The organism is Ralstonia sp. 25C (genome assembly GCF_051904805.1).
Taxonomy (GTDB): Bacteria; Pseudomonadota; Gammaproteobacteria; order Burkholderiales; family Burkholderiaceae; genus Ralstonia.
In genome coordinates this window covers 2,884,001-2,906,087 of record NZ_CP196737.1, presented here as the reverse complement: position 1 = coordinate 2,906,087, position 22,087 = coordinate 2,884,001, and the positions used below count along the sequence as shown (strand labels likewise).

Sequence of the window (22,087 nt, the reverse complement as noted above, 5' to 3'; positions counted from 1 at the left end):
CGCACAGTTCAAGTAACACGTCGTCCCTCACGCGTTCTTGAGCAGCGCAAACGGCCGCTGGATCGGTACTTCCGGCGCGGTGCGGTTATGCGTAATGGCGATCTCCGGCTTGCCACCTGCGCCCACATGCCACTGCCCGCCAACGACGCGGATCTTCGAGACGTTCTTGATGCCACTGGTGGTGAAGTCGAGCTTGCCGATCACCGTCTCATGACGCAACGTGCGCAGCGCATCGGCCACGGCCTTGGGGTTCTTCGGGTTGCCGCTGGACTTCAGCGCCTGGATGCCGGCCTCGAACAGCGCATGCACCACACCGATCGGCTGCGTCCATTCGCGGTGCGTTGCTGCCTGATAGCTATCGGCAAGCTGCCGTGCTGTCTGCCCGGTCAAGCTCGATTTGAAGGGATAGGCTGGCGTCCACCAGACTTCCGTCGACATGCCTTCTGCGCTCGGTCCAAGCGCCGCCACACCAGATGGGAACAACAGGGCCTTGGCGACGGTGGCCACCTTGGGCTTGAACCCCATCTGTGCCGACTGCTTGACGAATGTGGCCCACTCCGGCGGGCTGAACAGCCCGGTGACGATCTCGACCTTTTCGCGCTTGAAGGCTTGGATGTACGCAGAGAAATCATCCGTACCGACCTGGAACTTGCCGATATCGACAATGCGGTAACCGGCCTTGGCGAACTGCGCCGGCAGACCGAGCTTCGCGTCACCCATGGCGTTGCCCGGCACATCATTGGAGAACACGCTGCCCACCACCTTGTCGGTGGGCAAGCCGCTCCAGATGTCGAGGTAGACGTTCCCGATGTCTTCCAGCCCCCAGAAAAAATGGAAGGCGTTCTTGAACCCTTTGTCCGGCGTCCCCTTGAGCGGGAACATCCATGCTTGCCAGGGCCCCATCGTCGTCAGGCATGGCACGCCATTGAGCTCGCACTGCTGCGACATTCCGGCGGCCACCGATGCCTGCCCGAGAATCAGGTCGACGTTGTCCTTGTTGATCAGCTCTGCAGCAAGGTTCGACTGGCGGTCCGGGCTGCTCTGGTCATCACGCGCCAGAATTTCGACCCGATAAGTTTTGCCGCCGATGTTCAAGCCGCCGGCAACCGCGCGGCGAATCTGGTCCAGCGTGAATTCGTCGGCCTCGGCGAAAGGAGAGAACGGCCCCGTACGGGGGCTGATATAGCCGACCCTGATGACGTCGCCGCCCGCAGCCTCCGCCTTGCCGATGCCGGACAATGCCGCGGCAACGACCGCGCCTGCCGATTGACGCAGGAACCGTCGGCGACCTCCGTTGCTATCCGAAGCTGCCGTAGCGGACCCTATGTCGCTCGGGTGGTCGGCTTTATCGTCCGCTGTGTGCGGATGTTGGCTGCATGCGGTCATACACTCTCCCCTTAGCCTGTCGATCAGAAGCCGCAATCCGCTCTGCTTGCGCTCTGCGTGAGCACGCGGATTGGTTGTGGCTTGGAAAGAAGTCTAAGAACGAGGTGCGGGCGATGCTTTGCCAGAACACTCCACAAACTTGTCTGGGAATCTCTTGCGGGGATTACCCCAAGTGCCGGATTTTCGAGCGAATAGGCGAACTACGATGCGCAATCAAGCTCAGGCCGTCAGTTGGCGCAGCGCTTCGAGCAATTTGACGGCGGGGCTGGGCAGAATGCCGTGGCGGCGCCGGAACGCAGTGAGCGTGCGGCGCGCCACCAGGCCGGGAATCGGCAGCGGCTCGATCACGCCGGCGCGGCGTTCGGCGTCGATCATCGGTTCGGCCATCCAGCTCAGGAAGCCGGAGCGCGCCACGAGGCTCTTGAGTGCCGTCACCGAGCGCGTTTCCACCACGATGTTCGGCAGGCCAAGACCGGCAGCTTCGAATATCTGGCGCATGTGCTCGTAGGGGCCGGTGCCACGTGGCGGAATGGCCCACGGCGCATCGAGCGTATCGGCCAGCATCAGGCTGGGGCGCTGGCGCAGCGCGTGCTCCGGTGATGCGACCACGAAACTCGCATCCTCCCAGCGGCAATCCGCGATGGCGATGATTTCCTCGGTATCCGGCATCGCAATCGACAGCGCGAGGTCAATCTCGTGCTTAACGAGTCCCTCGGCCAGCCGATCCCACACGCCTTCCAGTATCTCTACGCGTAGGTTAGGCCAGCGCGCCACCACGTTACCCACGGCTAGCGGCAGGACGTAGCTTGCGATGCTGCCCACTGCCCCAACGCGGATGGTGCCCTTGGCGAGCCCGCGCATGGCGTCGATCTCTTCACGTGCGTAGTCCGCCTCGCGCTGCAGCAATGCAGCATGCGGCAGCAGCGCTTGCCCGATGGCGGTCAACTGCATGCCCTTGGAGTGCCGCTCAAACAGCGGTGCACCGACCTCGTCTTCCAGCCGCTTGATGATGCGGCTCAGCGCCGGCTGGGTGACGTGCAGGACGTCCGCCGCACGCCCGAGGCTGCCGGCGGAAACGATGGTGGTGAAGGCGCGCAGTTGGCGCAGATCGAAGGCCATGCAAGAAGGTAATGACTTTTTCCCCAGAATTCAATATCGCGGCAAGGGGGTGGGCTTCCATACTGCTCTCCAAGAACAAGGAAGGAGACACTGCATGACCCGCACTTCGCTCGCGCTTGTCACGGTGCGCGACGCCACGATCGACTTGCTTCGCCGCCTCGGCATGACGCATGTCTTCGGCAATCCAGGCTCGACCGAGTTGCCGATGTTCCGCGACTTTCCAGAAGATTTCCACTACATCCTTGGCCTGCAGGAAGCCGTAGTCGTCGGCATGGCCGATGGCTACGCACAAGCGACCGGCAACGCCGCGCTGGTGAACCTGCATTCGGCTGCTGGCGTCGGCAACGCCATGGGCAACATCTTCACGGCCTTCAAGAATCGCACGCCGCTGGTGATCACCGCCGGGCAACAGGCGCGGTCCATCCTGCCGTTCGATCCGTTCCTCGCTTCCAATCAGGCGACGGAACTGCCCAAGCCGTACGTGAAATGGAGCATCGAGCCCGCGCGCGCGCAAGACGTGCCGCTGGCGCTGGCCCGCGCCTATCACATCGCCATGCAGGAGCCGCGCGGCCCTGTGCTGGTGTCGATTCCCGTAGATGACTGGGACCAGACGACGGAGCCCGTCGCCGTGCACGAAATGGCCACCACGGTGCGGCCCGATCCGGTCACGCTGGCGCGCATTGGCGACCTGCTGGATGCGGCGCAACGGCCGGCGTTCGTTGTGGGAGCTGCGGTGGATCGTGCTGGCGCGTGGGATACCGTCGTGCAACTCGCTGAAACCCACAACGCGCGCGTGTTCACCGCGCCGATGGCCGGGCGCGGCGCGTTTCCCGAAGACCACCCCCTATTCGCCGGTTTCTTGCCCGCGATGCGCGAGAAGATCGTCAGCCTGCTGCAAGGGCACGACGTGGTGTTCGCACTCGGCGCACCGGCATTCACGTACCACGTGGAAGGTCATGGGCCGCATGTGCCGACGGGCGCGAAGCTCGTGCAACTGATCGACGACCCCGCCACCGCTGCGTGGACGCCCGAAGGCATTTCCGTCGTTGGCAACATCCGCCTGGGTGTGCTCGATCTGCTCGACCGCCCCGCGCCACCGGCACGACCGCTGCCGCCTCCACGCGCTAAAGCGCCGCGCGCTGAGCCGGGTTCGCCCATGTCAGCAGCCTTCGTTTTGCAAACGCTCGACGCCGTCCGCGGCGCGACAGACATTGTCGTCGAAGAAGCCCCGAGCGCGCGGCCAGTCATGCAGGCCAATCTGCCGATGCGCCGCTCGGGCGGGTTCTACACGATGGATAGCGGCGGCTTGGGCTACGGCATGCCCGCTGCAGTGGGTGTTGCTCTGGCCACGCCGGGTACGCGCGTGATCGGCTTGATTGGCGATGGATCCAGCATGTATTCGATCCAGGCGCTCCGGAGTGCCTCGCTGCTTGAGCTTCCCATGACATTCGTCATCCTCAACAACCGCCGCTACGCGGCCCTGCAGGAGTTTGCCCCGGTGTTCGGTTTTGCCGCCACCGACGAGGTGCAGGGTACCGACTTGAACGGTATCGACTTCGTCGGTCTGGCTCGCGCCATGGGCTGCACTGGCGAGCGCGTGAGCGACCCGCATGCGCTGGAAGCCGTGCTGCGCACCGCATTGAAGTCCGCCGGACCAACCCTGATTGAAGTGGAGATTGCCTGATGACCCATACGAACATTGCCCCGCTGGACGCGGCGCAAAACATCTCGATGCTGATCAATGGCGAGCACGTGCAGGCTGCCAATGGTGCAGTGTTCGAGCGGCGCAATCCGCTTGACGGTACCGTCGCCACGCGCGCGCCGGCCGCAACGGTGGAGGATGCCCGTCGTGCAGTGGATGCCGCTGCCGCAGCCTTCCCCGCCTGGGCCGCAATGGGCCCGTCCGAGCGGCGCGCGTTGCTGATGCGTGCTGCACAAGCGCTCGAAGCGAAGGGCGAGGCGTTTGCTACCGCAATGGCTGTCGAGACGGGTGCCTCCGCGCTGTGGGCTGGCTTCAACGTACACCTCGCCGCCAGCGGTCTGCAGGAAGCCGCTGCGATGGTCACGCAGATCACCGGCGAGATCATCCCCTCCGATGTGCCTGGCAGCCTTGCGATGGGCGTGCGTCAGCCGGCGGGCGTGGTGCTCGGCATTGCGCCGTGGAATGCGCCCGTCATCCTGGCGGTGCGCGCGATTGCGTTGCCGCTGGCGTGCGGCAACACGGTCGTGCTCAAGGGGTCGGAGGTTTCGCCCGCCACGCACGGGCTCATCATTGAAGCCTTGCAAGAGGCCGGCTTGCCAAGCGGCGTGGTCAATTTCGTGACGAATGCCCCGGCCGACGCGGGCGCAGTGGTGGAAGCGATGATCGCCCACCCGGCCGTGCGGCGCGTCAACTTTACGGGCTCCACGCGCGTGGGCCGCATCATCGCGCAGACGTGCGCGACATATCTGAAGCCCGCTGTGCTGGAACTTGGCGGCAAGGCGCCGCTGCTGGTGCTGGCGGATGCGGATATCGATGCTGCTGTCGATGGCGCGACCTTCGGCGCGTTCGCCAATTCGGGCCAGATCTGCATGTCTACCGAGCGCATCATCGTCGACGAAGCCATCGCCGATGCGTTTGTTGCGAAGCTCGCGGCGAAGGCCGCTTCGCTGCCGCTGGGCGATCCGCGCAAAGGGCCGGCGGTGCTTGGCTCGGTGGTCGACATGAGCACAGTCGACCGCTGCAATCACCTCATCGACGACGCACTCGCCAAGGGCGCGAAGCTGCTGTGCGGCGGCAAGGCCGACAGCACGCTGATGCCCGCCACGCTGCTCGACCACGTCACGCCCGACATGCTGATCTACGCGGAAGAATCGTTCGGCCCGGTCAAGGGCATCGTGCGCGTGAGCGGTGACGATGCCGCCGTCGCGTGTGCGAACGACAACGCGTACGGTCTGTCCTCCGCCGTATTCAGCCGCGATGTAGCGCGCGCCATGAACGTCGCGCGCCGCATCGAATCGGGCATCTGCCACATCAACGGCCCCACCGTGCACGACGAGGCGCAGATGCCGTTTGGCGGCGTCAAGGCGAGCGGCTTTGGGCGCTTCGGCGGCCGCGCCGGCGTGGCGGAGTTCACCGAGCTGCGCTGGATGACGGTGCAAACCACGCCGCGCCATTACCCGTTCTGAGTTGAGATGCCAATGAAGATTGCGATCCTCGGCGCGGGTGCGATGGGCTCGCTATTTGGCGGGCTGCTGGCCGAAGCCGACCACCACGTCACGCTGCTCGACATCAACGACGCGCATTTGCACGCGATCACCACCCACGGTTTACGGCTGGAAACCGACACCGGCGACCGCCACGTCCGCAACCTGCAAGCCTTACGCCCGGGGGACGCGACAGACGTACCTGACTTGCTGATCGTCTTCACCAAAGCGATGCATACGCGTGCAGCACTTGCGAGCGTGCGTCACCTGATCGGCGAGTCAACGCATGTGCTGACGCTGCAGAACGGCCTGGGCAACGTGGAGGCGCTGGCTTCAGTCGTGCCGCAGGAACGCATCTTCGTCGGGGTGACGACATGGCCGGCGGACCTCGCTGGCCCGGGCCATGTGCGCTCGCACGGCGCGGGCGCGATCCGCCTGATGACGGCGGATGGCGCACAACGCCCACTGCTGACTCCCGTGGTGGATACGCTATCCGTCGCTGGCCTGAACTGCCAGGCCGACGCCAACGTGTGGGGCGCCGTGTGGGAAAAGGTTGCCTTCAACGCTGCGCTCAATCCGCTGTGCACGGTGCTGAACCAGCCCGTCGACGCGCTGGGTGCGGTGGAAGACGGCCCGACGTTGGCGTTAAGCATCGTGGACGAAGTGCTGACCGTGGCGCGCGCCAGCGGCATCACCGTCAACGCTGACAAGGTGAGCGACAACGTGCGCCACGCCATCGTCGCGCATCGCGGGCACAAGCCGTCGATGCTGCAGGACGTGCTGGCCGGACGGCCGACCGAGATTGAATCCATCAACGGCGCCGTGGTGGCGACAGCGCGCCGGCATGGCGTGCCCGTGCCGCACACCGAGACGTTGATGCAACTCGTGCGGTTAGTGCAGGCGCGGTCCGTGCCTCAGCAGGCACCCTAGCTGGCCGAGATACCCAGGTTTTATTCGATGGCGCGCAGACGCCACCTCAACGGAGACAACCATGATGTGCAGTCCCAAATTGGTGAACGCGGCGGCGGTATTGCGTTGCGCGTTCGCGTGTTCGGCGGCCCAGTGGAGGCCTGCATGAACAAGAACCAGGCCACGGTCGATATCGGTACGGTCCTTGATGACGGGCCGTTTTCCCTCGCGCAGAAGATGGCGGTGCTGCTGGCAGCGTTTGCCATCGTCATGGACGGCTTTGACGGCCAGTTGATCGGCTTTGCCATCCCCGTCCTCATCAAGGAGTGGGGCATCACGCGCAATGCGTTTGCACCAGCAGTGGCCGCGGGCCTGATCGGCATGGGGCTGGGCAGCGCACTGGCGGGGCTGTTTGCTGATCGCTTCGGGCGACGCTGGGCGCTGATCGGCAGCGTGTTCCTGTTTGGCGTGGCGACGTGCGCAATCGGTTTTGCGCCAAATGTGGCGACGATTGCCGCGTTGCGCTTCATCGCCGGCCTGGGCATTGGTGGTGCGCTGCCAAGCTCCACGACGATGACGGCGGAGTTCACACCTGCGCGTCGCCGCACGCTGGCCGTGACGGCCACGATCGTCTGCGTGCCGCTGGGCGGGATGCTGGCAGGCCTGTTTGCGGGCCACGTGCTGCCGCTCTATGGCTGGCGCGGACTGTTCTGGATCGGCGGCGCACTGCCGCTGGTGCTCGGGTTCGTGCTGGTGGCTGCGCTGCCCGAATCGCCGCGCTTCCTGGCCCGTCGCCAGTCGCACTGGCCGCAACTGGCGCAGTTGCTGTCGAAGATGGGACGCGATGTGCCGGCCAATGCCGTGTTTGCCGATATGGCTGGCCAGAAGGTCATCCAGCACGCGAGTTTCCGTTCGCTTTTCGCGCCTGGGCAGGCACGTGACACGATTGCGCTCTGGGCGGCGTTCTTCATGTGCCTGCTGGCCGTGTACTCGGCGTTTAGCTGGCTGCCGACGATGCTGGCTTCAGAAGGTTTGAGCGTGAGTGTGGCGGGCTCGGGGCTGACAGCGTACAACCTGGGCGGCGTGATCGGCGCCTTGGTTTGCGCGGTGACGATTGCGCGATGGGGTTCGCGCTGGCCCATGGCGCTGTGTTGCGTAGGCGCAGCCGCGAGCGCCTTCGCCTTGCAGGGTGTCGACGCCAAGCTCAACACGAACCTGCTGATCGTCGGCCTCGGGCTGCACGGGCTGTTCGTCAACGCCGTGCAATCGACGATGTATGCACTGTGCGCCTACATCTATCCGACGGCGGTGCGCGCGACTGGCACCGCATCGGGCTTGGCGTTCGGGCGGCTGGGCGCCATCCTCAGCGCGTTTGCTGGAGCCATGGTCATCACCGCAGGCGGGGCAGTGGCCTATCTGGCGATGCTCGGGATCGCGATGTTGGTGGTGCTCGCCGCGCTGCTGGCCATGCGCGAACAGATTCCGCGTCTGACTGCACGGACAGGCAACGCCATGACCGCCCCGCCCAGCCGGCAGGCCAACGCTCTCAAAACGTAGCGGCCACACTTCGGCGGTGCGATCCTGCACCGCCACTCCCGTCAACGGGCGGAGGGAAGACGCCGCGTTTGGCCGGCGTAGGACTGCGCAAGGTAGCTCGGTCATGTCATGCCTCCCAGTACGAGCGCCGCCGCTGTCTACGGCGGCGCCGACTCAGACGGAGTAAGGCTGCTGCGGCAAGAGATCAAGCGTTCCTGCACGGAACATCCTTCTACGTGCGTGGCCGTGCCCCACACAACACTTCTGCCCCTTTGGCACCGTAGGCATCCGGGAAGCCACGCATACGAAGCCCGGGAAGTCCCTGCTATGTTGAAGTCGCGCTCGCAGATATCCCCGGCCCGCTCATGATCCGTATGCCTGTGGGCATGCACTTTGCATTTGTGGCCACGTCCAAATTCAATCGCTGAGGGCTTCTTCCGTGACACACCTTGACGCCACGCGCAGCATGGAACCCATGGGTTCAAAGGTGGCTGCCCCTCAGTCTTTGAGCACCAGTTCTGTGCCGCCACATGAGCGATTTGCCTACTGGCTAGACATGATCTGCACGGTTTACGTGCAACTGAACTGTGCCTCTCCTGGCGATCTGGGTTTCTTCGGCAACATTGATTTCGGCGCGCTCGGCCCGTTGCGGCTGACGCGTTTGAGCTCGAGTGCACAGCGAATCTGGCGGCCGTTGTCAGACATCCGCCGGGAAACCGAGGACTACTTCCTCGTTCAGGTACAACGCGCGGGGCGCGGCGTGGTGTGTCAGGACGAGCGGCAAGCGGTGCTCGAGCCAGGTGACTTTGCCATCTACGATTGCACACGCCCGTACGAGCTGCATTTCGATGGCACCCATCACGACGTGTCCGTCCTTCGTGTGCCTCGCACCTGCCTCGAAAATGCCGTGGGCAGCGTGAATGAACTCACAGCCACCACGGTGCACCGGCAAAGTACGCCGGCAAGCCTGCTCCTGTCGATGTTGGACCCACTTCACGCGAACATCGCTAACGTCCACCCGTCAGCGGCGGGCAGCATGTCGGACAGCTTGGTCAGCATTGTGGCGGCCGGCCTGCGCAGCCTGCCAAGTGCAAACGCCCGCAGGCCTTCGAACCTGCAGGCGTATCACCTTGAGCGCGCCAAGGCTTATGTTCGGGATCACCTGCGGGAGGCTGGCCTCACCGTCAACGGCATTGCCGAGGCGCTCTCCGTCTCTCCAGGGCACCTGCATCGCCTGTTCCAGAACGAGCCGCTGCCATTGAGCAAGCTCATCTGGAAACTGCGGCTCGAAGGTTGCCAACGCGATCTGGCTGATGTCCGCTACCGTGAACGAGGCATCTGCGATATTGCCTTTTCCTGGGGATTCAGCGACGTCACGCACTTCAGCCGCTGCTTTCGCGAGCACTTCGGCATGCCGCCCAGAGAATGGCGGTTGTGCAACGATGTCGATCGAAAGGGTGCGCTAGCCGCCTGAAACGCCTCACACCTATGCCGGCATATGGCGCGTGTGTCGGGGGCTGGCGAGGGGTGCAAGGTTCGCCGGCTCTTCTATGTAAGGTGCTCCGGCCCCAATGCAGCAGCGCTTGCACATCCGATGAGCGCGAGCGTGCGGTCGATATCCGCGCGGAACATGGATAGGACGTCATCGACGCCGGCCTCTCCACTCGCGGCGAGGCCGTAGAGCAATGCGCGCCCAAGCATCACCGCATGCGCGCCGGAGGCCAGCGCCTTGACAACATCTCGGCCATTGCGAAAACCGCTGTCGACCATGATCGTCATCGTGTCGCCGGCCGCCTTTGCAATGTCGGACAGCACGTCCATGGGCGCCGGAAAATCAGCCAACTGCCGGCCGCCGTGGTTCGACACAATCACGCCGTCAATGCCGAGCGCACGGCAGCGCGCCGCATCGCTGGCGCTCAAGATCCCTTTGACGAATAGCTTGCGAGGCCAGTTGTCGCGCAGCGCGGCCAAATCATCCCAGGAAAAGCCCGCGTCCATGCGCCGCTGCAAAAGCGCGGCTTGAACCTCCAGGCTGGCGGCGCCCTCAGTTTGCACATTCGGCAGCGTTGGGAAGCCACCTCGAAGCTGCCCAGTCAGCCAAGCCGGGTGAGTCAAGGCATCCAGAGCAAGACGCGGCGTCAAACGCAGCGGTACAGAAAAACCATTGCGCAAATCGCGTATGCGATTGCCGTTGACCGTGACATCGGTGGTAAGCACCAAGGCTTCGTAGTCCGCTGCCAATGCGCGCGCGGTCAGGGCACGGGCATGCTCGCGGTGCACGACGTACAACTGAAACCACAGTCTCGCAGTTGAGCGTCGCGCCAAGTCTTCCAGTGACACGTTGGAGGCCGTCGACAGCACGAACGGAATGCCGGCCCGGGCAGCGGCTCGTGCCAGCATGACGTCGCCATCGGGCCGGCACGCACCGGTCAGCCCCATGGGCGCGACGACCAACGGTAGCGCTGCACGCTGCCCAGCCAGTTCAATCGACAAATCCCGATGCCGGACATCGGTCAGCCTGGAAGGCTTGAACTGGAAGTTGTCGAATGCGCTGCGGTTTCGCTGAAGCCCGGATTCGTCATCGGCACCGCCTTCGATGTAATCGAAGACCATACGAGGCAAATACCGCTGGGCAGCACGCCGATAGTCTTCGACGCTGAACGACGGCTTCATACGCCGCAATCTCCTTTGGGTTGAATGAGTCAGTGCATCTGCGCGCACTGACTGGGAGCCGCCGTATTCGATAGCAGGCACCTTGGGATTGTCACGACAACACACCGCAATCTCATATTGCCAATTTGGCGAAAAGTCATTCCGTACCGGCATGGCTTGCATCCTGCCCCAGCGCTGAAGCCGACCCGCACCTCTATCTGCAATTCGGATACTGAATATCCGCAATATCGCGTTGCTGATTGCAATTGGCTTACCCAAACTCGCCTCCAGAAGTTTGATCGGAGACAAGTATGCGTACACAAGTTGGCATCATCGGTGCGGGCCCGGCGGGTCTGCTGCTCTCTCACCTGCTTCATTTGCGCGGTATCGACTCCGTCGTGCTGGAGTCCCGCAGCCGCGAGCAGATCGAATCCACAATTCGCGCAGGCGTGCTCGAACCCGGCACGGTGGATCTGCTGGCCGAAGCTGGGCTAGGCACAAGAATGAAAGCCGAAGGGGCAGTCCATCATGGGTTCGAGCTTGCATTTGCGGGCAAGCGGCGCAGGGTGGATCTTGGCGAGCTGACAGGCAAGGCCATCACCGTGTACGCACAGCACGAGGTGCTTAAAGACCTGATTGCTGCCCGCTGCGCTGCAAACGGTGCGTTGTACTTCAACGTGTCGGAAACAACCATCCACGGCATCGATTCCGATACGCCGACCATTCGATTCGAGCACGACGGTACCGAGCAGACGGTTCACTGCGACTTCGTCATCGGATGTGATGGCTCTCAAGGCGTCTCCCGGGCGGTAATCCCATCAGAACTCCGACGGGACTACGAGAAGGTCTTCCCGTTTGGCTGGTTCGGCATTCTCGTTGAGGCGCCGCCTTCGTCCGACGAATTGGTGTACGCGCACCACGACCGTGGCTTCGCGTTGGTCAGTACCCGTTCGCCATCCGTGCAGCGCATGTACTTCCAGTGCGACCCTAAGGATTCCGTCGATGCATGGTCGGACGACCGGATCTGGGCAGAAATGCATGCGCGCGTGGACACGGAGGATCAGCAGGTCGTTGAAGGGAAAATCTTTCAGAAGAACATCGTTGGAATGCGGAGTTTCGTCTCGACGAAGATGCAACACGGTCGTCTGTTTCTGACGGGCGATGCCGCCCATATCGTCCCGCCGACTGGCGCGAAGGGACTGAACTTGGCTGTCTCGGATGTGCGCATCCTGACTGCTGCCCTGCAGGAGTTCTATCTGACCGGCCGCCCAGATCTGCTGGAGGCATACAGTGAAACCGCCCTGCGGCGTATCTGGCGAGCGGAGCATTTCTCTTACTGGATGACCCGCATGATGCATCGGATGGATGGCGTATCGCCATTCGAACAGCAGCTACAGATCGCCGAGCTGGAGCACGTCACCACTTCACGAGCTGCATTGACCGTACTGGCCGAGAACTACGTTGGAACAGCGGCGGTTTGAAGTCTCGAACAGTGAGCCGCTTGGGGATTTGACAGGGCTCCAACTCTAGAGAGGCGCGATGGCTGATCTTTGGCGCTTGGCTAATACGCCTGATACACGCTCGATTGGCCATCGGTTCCGATGAGCAGCACGTTGTAAGCCATGCGGCGCCCGCCATAGGCAGGCCCATCCATTCCTGGTGCACCAAGCGGCATGCTCGGCACCGCTAGGCCGACCGCTTTCGGCCGCTCACGCAGCAGTCGCTTGATCTCGCGAGCCGGAACGTGGCCTTCCAAGGCATAGCCTTGCACCATGCCGGTGTGGCACGAGGCATAGCGGTCAGGCATCTGCGCTTGTCTTCTGGCCTCCACGGTGTCTTCAACGTCGTGCGCCACAACGTCGAACCCGTTGTCCCGCAAATGCGTGAGCCAGTCTTTGCAGCAACCGCATGTCGGTGTCTTCCAAACTTCGACCACCGGCTTCGATGCTGCCTTCTGGGCAAAGGCCATGGCGGGCAGGAGCGCCAGCCCAAGTGCGAAAGCACGCCTGGTTGAGGACAACGGTTTCACTTGCGAGGTGGTAGTCATAGCGTCATCAGAAATAGGGTGTCAGGTGCCTGCCGGAGACAGTACCCCCAGCCAAGCCACCAACACAAGGATCACCACAGCGAGCGTGGCCTCTGTCATCAAACTCTGGCGCAGGGCCAGCACCGCTTCAATGGGGTCGCCATCTTTCAGCGCTCGCTCAAGGCGTGGGCTCAGCCGGTACCGGTTGGCGGCCGCCAGCGCGAGCATCAGCACGAACAGTGCAAGCTTCGCGAGCAACAGGCGGCCGTAGGCCGTCGTTACCAAACCCTCGATTGTCGGACCCACGATCAACACGTAGTTGAGCACGCCCGTCACAGCCAACGTGGCGACGATCACGGTGCCCGCGCGGGCAAAACCGTTCGACGACCGTCCGAGCAAGTCGGCTGCTCCTGAGGAAAACGCGCGCGCCTTCGTGGCAAGCACGACGAACGCAACCAATGCCCCGACCCACGCGCCTGCCGCCACGAGGTGAGCAATGTCGGAAACCAAATGAAGTGCACCACGTGTACCGTCGTCCATCGCTCCATGGCCCGCCCAGGCGATCGTCGCCAAGGCAACGGCACCGAACGCCGACGCCATACCGAAACGCAGTGCGGGACGATTGCGCAGCATGGCGAGGCACGCAAATGCGGCCAACAAGACGGCCACGCGCACCATCCATGCCATGCCGACCGATGTGCCCGTCATGATCATGCCGAAGACGTGCGTCGTCAGTTCGGCATATTCGCTGGCTCCGGTCATCGCTTTGGCCATCACGACCATGCTGGCCAACGACAGTCCGATACCGAGGACTGCCGCGATGCCGATGATCTGGATGTACTGCCGCGCGACGATCGAAGTGCCCTCACCTGGCCGCATGGCGTGGATGCCTGCATTGACACAAAAGAGCGCCACGCCAAACAGAACCATCAGGTCGAGATAGAGCGCAAACCGTAGCGCCACGACCAACCAATCGTCAGGCATTGACTTACTTCACCTGGAACGAGAAGTTGCCGTTCACGTTGTGCGTGTCCGACGACACGGCACGCCAGTCAACGCGGTACGTGCCTGCCGACAGCGGCTGCGAGGGCGTGATCACCATGGTCTTGCCATCTTCGCCGCCCGAGACTTTGGTGGCCACCTTCATCGGGGCGTGGTCGGCCATGCCAGGCATGCCCGTCATGACGAGGTTGGCGCCAGAGAATTGCGGCATGAGTGTTTCAGAAAAATGCAATTCGATCTTGGCGGGCGCCGCCACCTCGGCCTTATCTGCAGGTGTCGATGCGACAAGCTTCGGATGCGCGAGCGCGGCCGACGCCAGAAGCGCCAGGGAAGTGCCGATGATGGCCTTAGTAGCAAAACGAGATGTGAACATAGGGCGTCTTTTGAGGTTGGGAAGGATTGGGGAGACTGGGGGGGACCTAGAACCAGAGGCGCACACCGGCGACAAGGCGCGTATCGCCACGGCGCCCGCCGGCGGCTTCGATCATGTTGGCCGTACTACCAAAGGCCTGGCTACGTTCGATGCCGATATACGGGGCAAACTGGCGACTGAACTCGTAGCGCACGCGTACGCCAACTGTCGCGTTGGAAAGCCCGCTACCAATCGCGAGCTCAGGGTCACGCTTGCCATAGAAATTGGCTTCAATGCGTGGTTGCAGGATCAGACGCTGCGTTAGCAGCAGCTCGTACTCGCCGGACAGCCGCAACGCGGTGCGACCGCTATTGCCCACATAGGCCGTGGCCTCGACCTCGAACCAGTACGGGGCCAAGCCTTGCACGCCGAACGCCGCCCAGTTGCGCGCGGGTCGGCCAAAGCCTGCGTCATTGCGGATACCGAGTTGCGTATCCCAGAACGTCGCCACGGCATGACTCCATAGCAGTTCGGTGCGCGCTTCTTCAAACCGCCCTTTCGATACATCGCCCTCGGCTTTGAGGACGGCCTTGTTGTACACGCTGCCGTACCGCGCCTGCAATTCGTAAGCGGTTGCATTGGCATCGTTGCCGTGTACCCACTCGAGCCGGTCTACCAACACCGATCCGAAGTTGTGTTCGTCCGCCATCATCATCATGTGTCGGGGGTCGCCCAGCGCATATTTGCCGGAGCCGAGTTGGTATCCACCCGAGTAGGCATCGGGATCGCGCGCATCGGCAGGCGCGGAACCGCCCTGCATGTTCATGCTGCCATGGTCCATAGCCGGCATGGCACCGTGATCCATTCCTTGCATCGAGCCGTGGTCCATGCCCGGCATCGCGCTGTGGTCCATCCCTTGCATTGCATGGCCCATACCCTGTTGCTCGGATTGGGGCGCTGGCACGGTCCCTCCGTCCATCAACTGGATTTCCTGAGCCGAGGCGACGCCAATGCCGGCAACAGCCAGCGCCACCGTCACTAGTGTCCTTACGTGCTTGCGCATGATCGATCGGTTGTGAAAGTCGAGCATCAGGTCACCACCACTTCGCGGAACATACCTGCGTCCATGTGCAGCATCAGGTGGCAGTGCCAGGCCCAGCGGCCGAGCGCGTCCGCCGTGACCAGGAAGCTGATCCGCTGAGCAGGCTGGACAGGGAAGGTGTGCCGGCGCGCGAGGAACGTGCCGTCCGGCATTTCCAGTTCGCTCCACATGCCGTGCAGGTGCATGGGGTGCGTCATCATCGTGTCGTTATGGAGGATGACGCGTAGCCGCTCCCCATACCGGAAGTGGACCGGTGACGATTTGCCGAACTCCACGCCGTCGAACGACCACGTGTAGCGCTCCATATTGCCGGTCAGGTGCAGTTCCACTTCGCGCTCGGGGCCGCGCTTGTCCATCGGTCCACCGATCGTATGCATGTCGGCGAGCACCAGGACGCGGCGCCCGTTGTTGCGCAGGCCAACGCCCGGGTCATCCAGGTTGGTGCGCGCCATGTTGACATGCATATCGGTGCTGGGGCCATATTCCGTGCGGGCGTGTCGCGCTTTCTTGCTCGGCACCTTCAGGCTGTCCGTAGCGCCACCGGCTTGCCCATGCTGGCTGTGGTCCATCGTCTGCATGCCACCGGCATCCATCATGGTCATGCCACCATCGTCCATCATCTGCATGTCCCCATGATCCATACCGGACATCGCGCTATGGGCCATGCCTGACATACCACCATGGCCCATGCCACCCATGTCCCCCATCATGTCGGACATGGACAACCATTCCACCTTGTCGAGCGCCGGCACGGCCGCCTGCAGGCCTTGGCGGACCGCCAGCGTGCCTCGCGCATAGCCGGTACGGTCCATCGACTGCGAGAAGATCGTATAGGCGTCGTCCTTGGGCGAGACCAGTACATCGCAGGTCTCGCCGGGGCCGAAGCGGAATTCGTCCACCGTCACCGGCTCGATGTTCTGCCCGTCGACCTGCACCACCTTGAGCTTCAGCCCCGGGATGCGCACGTCGTAGAACGTGTTGCCTGAGCCGTTGACGAAGCGCAATCGCACCGTCTCACCCGGCGAGAACAGGCCCGTCCAGTTGCCGGCGGGGGTGACGCCGTTGGTGAGGTAGGTCAGCGTCGCGCTGGAAAGGTCGGCCAGATCGGTCGGGCTCATGCGCATCTGGTTCCACATCGCCCGCTTGTCCATGGCGGCCTTCCAACCGTCGTTGGAGACGTCGCGGAAGAAATCCACCACCGTGGGCTGGTGGTAGTTGTAGTAATTGCCCTGTGTCTTGAGCTTGGAGAGGATCCGCATGGGGTCCTCATCCGTCCAGTCGGACAGCAAGACGCTGTAGTCGCGATCGGAGCGGATCGGGTCGCCGCCGGCGGCATCGATGATGAGTGCGCCATAGACCCCGGTCATTTCCTGAAAACCCGAGTGTGAGTGGTACCAGTAGCTGCCGCTTTGCCGCACCTTGAAGCGGTAGGTGAAGGTCTCGCCGGGTGGAATGCCGTGGAAGCTGATGCCGGGCACGCCGTCCATCTCGAACGGCAGGATGATGCCGTGCCAGTGGATCGACGTTGGCTCGCGCAGGCGGTTCGTGACGCGCAGCGTGACGGTGTCACCTTCGCGCCAACGGAGCGTGGGGCCAGGCAGCGTGCCGTTGATGGTCGTGGCCATGGTCGGCTTGCCGGTGAAGTTCACCAGCGTTTCGTCGATGACCAGATCGAATTCAGTGCCGCGCAGCACGGGCGCCGTACCCAGCGCAGTCGATGCGACCGAAGCCGCCAACGATGAAGTGAAACCACCCAGCCCCAGGCCGGCGATGACACCACCGGCGGCCAAACCTTGCACGAACCGCCGGCGAGGCAGGTTCGGTAGCAGGATGCCGGATGCACGATTGCTGCGCATGATCGAGTTTTCCTTGCGTAATGTCGGACAGAAGCTGCGTGCAGGCTACTCACCCCCAGGCTACCTTCACCTGACCGAAACATTACAAATCGGTCATCTTGGCGTGATGTGCCCTGCCGCGCGGTACTCTACAGCCACCTACAAGCACAAGAAGTGACCCACGCCCAATATGAAGCTGCTAGTCGTCGAGGACGAACCCAAAACCGGAGAGTACCTGCAGCAAGGTCTGACCGAGGCCGGCTTCGTGGTCAACCTGGCCCGCAACGGCATCGACGGGCGGCACTTGGCCATGACAGGCGATTACGACCTGCTGGTGTTGGATGTGATGCTGCCCGACGTGGACGGTTGGCAGATCGTCCAGTCCTTGCGGGCTGCCGAACAGGCCGTGCCCGTGCTGTTCCTGACGGCGCGCGACAGCGTGGCCGATCGGGTCAAGGGGCTTGAGATGGGCGCCGACGACTATCTCGTCAAGCCGTTCGCCTTTGCCGAATTACTGGCGCGCGTACGCACGCTGCTGCGCCGAGGGACAGGCGCAGTCTCGGCCGACCGCATCCAGGTTGCTGATCTTGTCTTGGACCTGACACGTCGACGGGCCTCGCGTGGTGGGCAGAAGATTCCGCTCACGAGTAAGGAGTTCTCGCTGCTTGAGCTGCTTGCCCGGCGCCGTGGCGAGGTCTTGCCACGCTCGCTGATCGCCTCCCAGGTCTGGGACATGAACTTCGACAGCGACACCAACGTCATCGACGTCGCCATCCGCCGGCTGCGCGCGAAGATCGATGACAACTTTGAGCCGAAGCTGATCCATACCGTACGCGGCATGGGCTACGTGCTTGAAGATCCCGAGGAGGCGGCCTGATGAGACCGCTTCGGGGCCAGTTCTCCCTGACCACGCGGCTGACCGCGTACTTCGCGCTGTGCTCGGCCACCGTCTTGCTTGGCCTCGGCATCGTGATTGCGCTGGCCATGGACAACCATTTCGCGGTCGAGGACTACACCGCACTGCGTGAGAACGTCAGCGTGATTGCGAAGATTGTCGAATCGGGTCCGCCCCAACAGGTGCCAGAGCGCATCCGTGAAGCGCTGCAACATCGCACCGATCTGGTGGCACGCATTCAAGGGCCGGATCGCCAACCGCTGTATGCGACCCAGGATTTCGACTTCGAGATCGCGGCACAGACGTTGGCGCGGGTGCCGAAAAAGCGCGATGCACTCGTCTGGGAGCAAGGTGGGCAACAGTACCGGGGCATGCACGCGACCATCCCCCTGCGCGACGGCTCCGCTGGCGCCCTCGATGTCTTGCTGGGCATCAACACGGACATCCATGCCCACTTCCTTCACACGTTCAGAGGCACACTGGCGTTTTATATCGCTGTCGCCGCGCTGGCCACGGGCCTGTTCGGATGGTGGGCCGCGCGTCGCGGCTTGGCGCCGTTGCGCACCATGGCTTCGCGGGCCCGGACAGTGACCGCCGACAAGCTCGACGAGCGTATGCCCGTTGAAACCGTCCCCGAAGAGGTTGCGGACCTTGCCGTGACCTTGAACGCCATGCTGGAGCGGCTACAGCATGATTTCCGTCGGCTGTCCGACTTCTCGACCGACATCGCCCACGAGCTGCGAACGCCGATCACGAACTTGCTCACGCAAACAGAGGTTGTGCTTTCCCAACCCCGAGATGCGACGAAATACCACGATGTGCTGACCTCCAACGCGGAGGAACTCCAGCGTCTCGCGCGCATGGTGTCGGACATGCTCTACCTCGCCAAGATGGAGCACAGCCTGACGCTGCCAAGCGCCGAGGACATTCACATCGCCGACGAAGTCCGCGCTCTGTTTGAGTTCTACGATGCGCTGGCCGAAGACAAAGGGGTCCAGCTGGAACTGCGCGGGGATGGCCACGTCACGGGCGACCGCCTCATGCTGCGACGGGCACTGAGCAATCTGCTCTCCAACGCGCTGCGTCATACGCCGCGCAACGGACACGTCGCCGTCTCGATCCACAGCGACCGCGAGGGTGTCACGATTTCGGTCGACAACGACGGTATCGAGATCGCACCGCATCTTCTGCCGCTCATCTTTGAGCGCTTCTTTAGAGCCGACAAATCCCGCGCCCGACCGGAATCAGAAAGCGCCGGTCTCGGACTGGCGATTACCAAGGCGATCGTTGTGGCACACGGCGGCACCATCGCCGTGACGCGTGCTGATGGGCGCACCCGCTTCTCCATTCGCTTACCGCATTCCGCCGAGGCGGCCAGCAGGCTGGCATAGCGCGGAGTCTTTGACGCGGCGTCCAGGCAGGTGCGCCAAGAGGCAGCTTGACGTGCATCAATGGGGGATCGCGATTGTCTTCTACATTGGCAGTGTGGAGCTTTGGCGCCCGTCACACTTGATGGAACAAAACATGGCCATGATGCGGATGATGATGGGTGGCCAAGGCATGAGTATGAGCAGCGGAATGGGCGGCATGATGTCGAAGTAGCACGGATAGCCGCGCAGTACAGTCTTCGCACAACGGCCACCATTGACCCTCCCTGCATGGGAGGGTTTATCGTTTTTTAGGCAGGAGAAAAACACGATGCTTCCCTAAGCAAGGCATTCGGCAGTAGGCGAAACCAATAGGAGCGATATCCATGGAAGAGCACCGCCATATCCACGCAGCCGAACACGATCACACGCACTCGCATGATCAGCACGCCGGCCATCGTCTTGACGGGCACGGTGCAACACATGAACACGGCCGGACCGCAACGGGCCCGGTAGGACATATCGACAAAGACCGTGGTGCGTCCGCCCTGGCGGAGTCCCAAGCAGGGACCATTTACACGTGCCCGATGCATCCGGAAATCCGCCAGGACCACCCAGGCAACTGCCCGATCTGCGGCATGACGCTGGAGCCTGTCATTCCGGAGTTGGACGAAGAAGAGAACCCGGAACTGAACGACTTCCAGCGGCGCTTTTGGTGGACGCTGCCGCTCACCGTTGCGGCGTTCATCCTGGCGATGTTCGGACACCGATACGGCTGGATGGACGCTTCGCAGCAAAGCTGGGTCGAGCTGGCCCTGTCGACGCCCGTGGTGCTGTGGGCGGGTTATCCGTTCTTCCAGCGGTGCGCTCAATCGTTCCTGCATCGCAGCCCGAACATGTGGACGCTGATCGGACTGGGCACAGGCGCCGCGTATCTCTACAGCGTGATCGCAACCGTCGCGCCAGGGCTGTTTCCTCAGACGTTCGCGGAGCACGGCCGGATCGGCGTCTACTTTGAAGCGGCAGCGGTCATCATTTCCCTCACGCTGGTGGGCCAACTGCTGGAGCTGAAGGCGCGGTCGCAAACGTCGGCCGCAATCAAATCGCTGCTTGGCCTCGCCCCCAAGACAGCCCGGCGCGTCAACGCCGACGGCACCGAAGCGGATGTACCGCTAAGCCACGTGCACGTTGGCGACCGGCTGCGCGTGCGCCCCGGCGAGAAGGTGCCCACCGACGGTATCGTGGTCGAAGGCACAAGCTCGCTGGATGAATCCATGATTACCGGCGAGCCGATCCCCGTGACCAAGCGGGTGGGCGACCGCGTGATTGGCGCGACGATGAACACCGCAGGCAGCTTGATCATCGAATCGGAGAAAGTGGGTTCTCAAACCGTTCTCTCGCAGATCGTCCAGATGGTTGCCCAAGCGCAGCGCTCCAAAGCGCCCATGCAGCGTATGGCGGACAAGGTTGCGGGCGGTTTCGTTGTGGCTGTGGTGGCCGTTGCTGTGCTGACCTTCTTCACCTGGGGATTCCTTGGGCCGCAGCCAAGCTGGGTATATGGGCTGATCAACGCGGTCGCCGTGCTGATCATCGCGTGTCCATGTGCGTTGGGCCTTGCCACACCGATGTCCATCATGGTGGCCAGCGGCAAGGGTGCATCCAACGGCATCTTGTTTCGCGATGCGGCTGCCATCGAGAACCTGCGCAAGGTCGACACCCTTGTTGTCGACAAGACGGGAACACTCACCGAAGGCAAGCCCGCCTTTGAACGCAGTGTGGGCGCCAACGGTTTCGATGACCTAGAGGTGCTTCGCTTAGCGGCCAGTCTGGATCAAGGCAGCGAACACCCATTGGCTGCGGCCATTGTGGCGGCCGCCAGAGGGCGCGGACTGTCTCTGCAGAAGGCAGAGGACTTTGAATCCAGCAGCGGCATTGGCGTACGCGGCGCTGTCGCCGGCAAGAAGCTGGCGCTGGGCAACACGGTGTTGATGGAGCAAGAGCGCATCGATGCCGCCCCACTGGCCCAGGCCGCAGATGAACTGCGAGCCCGTGGCGCGAGCGTCATGTACCTGGCCGCAGACGGCACGCTTGCCGGTTTGCTGGCCGTGTCCGATCCAGTCAAACCGACAACGGCCGAAGCGTTGGCGCAATTGAAGGACGGGGGCATTCGTGTGGTGATGGCCACCGGCGACGGCACGGTAACGGCAAGGGCGGTCGCTCAGTCGCTGGGCATCGCCGAGTTTCACGGGGAAGTCAGGCCCGCCGATAAATTGGAACTTGTGACGAAGCTTCAAAGCGAAGGCCGAACAGTCGCCATGGCCGGGGACGGGATCAACGATGCGCCCGCGTTGGCGAAGGCCGATGTCGGTGTCGCCATGGGCACGGGCACGGATGTCGCCATGAACAGTGCGCAAGTCACGCTCGTGAAGGGCGACCTGCGCGGCATCGCGCGCGCACGGAACCTGTCCGAGGCGACGATCACCAACATGAAGCAAAACCTTGGCTTTGCGTTCGTCTACAACGCCCTGGGTGTGCCGCTCGCCGCCGGGGTTCTCTACAGCACGACCGGTTTGCTGCTGTCGCCTATGATCGCGGCGCTTGCGATGAGCCTGAGTTCGGTGTCGGTGGTATCCAACGCGCTGCGTCTGCGCCGGCTGCGTATCTAGTCCCACGTGGGGCAGTGTTCACACTGCCCCGCTGAGCCCACTGAGCCCACCGAT

General features: G+C 63.1%; 17 protein-coding genes. 9 read left to right on the top strand and 8 right to left on the bottom strand.

The features are described 5' to 3' along the window. Positions 1-27 precede the first annotated feature (27 nt). Both ACS7SF_RS13635 and ACS7SF_RS13630 read right to left on the bottom strand, forming a co-directional pair. The gene (locus ACS7SF_RS13635; RefSeq protein WP_439890284.1) at positions 28-1,386 is read right to left on the bottom strand and encodes an ABC transporter substrate-binding protein; all 1,359 of its coding nucleotides are present in this window, start codon (positions 1,384-1,386) and stop codon (positions 28-30) included. A gap of 219 nt (positions 1,387-1,605) precedes the next feature. Continuing rightward, positions 1,606-2,505, bottom strand: a complete 900-nt coding sequence (locus tag ACS7SF_RS13630) for a LysR family transcriptional regulator (RefSeq protein WP_439890283.1) — start codon at positions 2,503-2,505, stop codon at positions 1,606-1,608. Positions 2,506-2,599: 94 nt separating this feature from the next. Here ACS7SF_RS13630 and mdlC point away from each other — a divergent pair, with 94 nt between their 5' ends. The 5 genes from mdlC (at position 2,600) to ACS7SF_RS13605 (ending at position 9,610) form a co-directional block, all read left to right on the top strand. Beyond that, on the top strand, positions 2,600-4,189 hold the full coding sequence (gene mdlC / locus ACS7SF_RS13625; protein WP_439890282.1) for a benzoylformate decarboxylase: 1,590 nt from the start codon (positions 2,600-2,602) through the stop codon (positions 4,187-4,189). Next, a complete protein-coding gene (locus ACS7SF_RS13620; RefSeq protein ID WP_439890281.1) occupies positions 4,189-5,673 on the top strand; it encodes an aldehyde dehydrogenase in 1,485 nt (494 codons plus the stop codon). The genes mdlC and ACS7SF_RS13620 overlap by 1 nt, the downstream gene beginning before the upstream one ends. 12 nt (positions 5,674-5,685) lie before the next feature. Further along, a complete protein-coding gene (locus ACS7SF_RS13615; RefSeq protein ID WP_439890280.1) occupies positions 5,686-6,621 on the top strand; it encodes a ketopantoate reductase family protein in 936 nt (311 codons plus the stop codon). Between the two features lie 144 nt (positions 6,622-6,765). Next, positions 6,766-8,157: an MFS transporter gene (locus tag ACS7SF_RS13610; protein ID WP_439890279.1), complete on the top strand. Its 1,392-nt coding sequence runs from the start codon at positions 6,766-6,768 to the stop codon at positions 8,155-8,157. Between the two features lie 445 nt (positions 8,158-8,602). Beyond that, positions 8,603-9,610 (top strand): helix-turn-helix domain-containing protein, encoded by a 1,008-nt coding sequence (locus tag ACS7SF_RS13605; RefSeq protein ID WP_439890278.1) that lies wholly within the window; start codon positions 8,603-8,605, stop codon positions 9,608-9,610. 74 nt (positions 9,611-9,684) lie between these two features. Here ACS7SF_RS13605 and ACS7SF_RS13600 read toward each other — a convergent pair whose 3' ends face one another. Next, a complete protein-coding gene (locus ACS7SF_RS13600; protein WP_439890277.1) occupies positions 9,685-10,962 on the bottom strand; it encodes an alpha-hydroxy-acid oxidizing protein in 1,278 nt (425 codons plus the stop codon). Positions 10,963-11,099: 137 nt separating this feature from the next. Between ACS7SF_RS13600 and ACS7SF_RS13595 the strand changes: the two genes are divergently transcribed. Beyond that, positions 11,100-12,269 (top strand): 4-hydroxybenzoate 3-monooxygenase, encoded by a 1,170-nt coding sequence (locus ACS7SF_RS13595; protein ID WP_439890276.1) that lies wholly within the window; start codon positions 11,100-11,102, stop codon positions 12,267-12,269. An 80-nt stretch (positions 12,270-12,349) separates the two neighbouring features. Here ACS7SF_RS13595 and ACS7SF_RS13590 read toward each other — a convergent pair whose 3' ends face one another. From ACS7SF_RS13590 to ACS7SF_RS13570, 5 genes are read right to left on the bottom strand one after another with little or no spacing between them, the layout of a single operon-like run. Next, positions 12,350-12,835, bottom strand: a complete 486-nt coding sequence (locus tag ACS7SF_RS13590; RefSeq protein ID WP_439890275.1) for a DUF411 domain-containing protein — start codon at positions 12,833-12,835, stop codon at positions 12,350-12,352. A gap of 21 nt (positions 12,836-12,856) precedes the next feature. Then, on the bottom strand, positions 12,857-13,798 hold the full coding sequence (gene copD, locus ACS7SF_RS13585; protein ID WP_439890274.1) for a copper homeostasis membrane protein CopD: 942 nt from the start codon (positions 13,796-13,798) through the stop codon (positions 12,857-12,859). A gap of 4 nt (positions 13,799-13,802) precedes the next feature. Further along, positions 13,803-14,189: a copper homeostasis periplasmic binding protein CopC gene (gene copC / locus ACS7SF_RS13580; RefSeq protein ID WP_439890273.1), complete on the bottom strand. Its 387-nt coding sequence runs from the start codon at positions 14,187-14,189 to the stop codon at positions 13,803-13,805. A 46-nt stretch (positions 14,190-14,235) separates the two neighbouring features. Beyond that, positions 14,236-15,258 (bottom strand): copper resistance protein B, encoded by a 1,023-nt coding sequence (locus ACS7SF_RS13575; RefSeq protein WP_439890272.1) that lies wholly within the window; start codon positions 15,256-15,258, stop codon positions 14,236-14,238. After that, positions 15,258-17,126, bottom strand: coding sequence for a copper resistance system multicopper oxidase (locus ACS7SF_RS13570; protein ID WP_439890271.1), 1,869 nt, complete (start codon positions 17,124-17,126; stop codon positions 15,258-15,260). Before ACS7SF_RS13570 ends, ACS7SF_RS13575 begins: the two co-directional genes overlap by 1 nt. A gap of 169 nt (positions 17,127-17,295) precedes the next feature. On the opposite strand from ACS7SF_RS13570, the gene ACS7SF_RS13565 reads away from it, so the two are divergent. The 3 genes from ACS7SF_RS13565 (at position 17,296) to ACS7SF_RS13555 (ending at position 22,033) form a co-directional block, all read left to right on the top strand. Continuing rightward, on the top strand, positions 17,296-17,982 hold the full coding sequence (locus ACS7SF_RS13565; protein ID WP_439890270.1) for a heavy metal response regulator transcription factor: 687 nt from the start codon (positions 17,296-17,298) through the stop codon (positions 17,980-17,982). Then, positions 17,982-19,391, top strand: a complete 1,410-nt coding sequence (locus tag ACS7SF_RS13560) for a heavy metal sensor histidine kinase (RefSeq protein ID WP_439890269.1) — start codon at positions 17,982-17,984, stop codon at positions 19,389-19,391. The genes ACS7SF_RS13565 and ACS7SF_RS13560 overlap by 1 nt, the downstream gene beginning before the upstream one ends. Before the next feature lie 563 nt (positions 19,392-19,954). Then, positions 19,955-22,033: a copper-transporting P-type ATPase gene (locus tag ACS7SF_RS13555; RefSeq protein ID WP_439892756.1), complete on the top strand. Its 2,079-nt coding sequence runs from the start codon at positions 19,955-19,957 to the stop codon at positions 22,031-22,033. Positions 22,034-22,087: the final 54 nt, after the last annotated feature.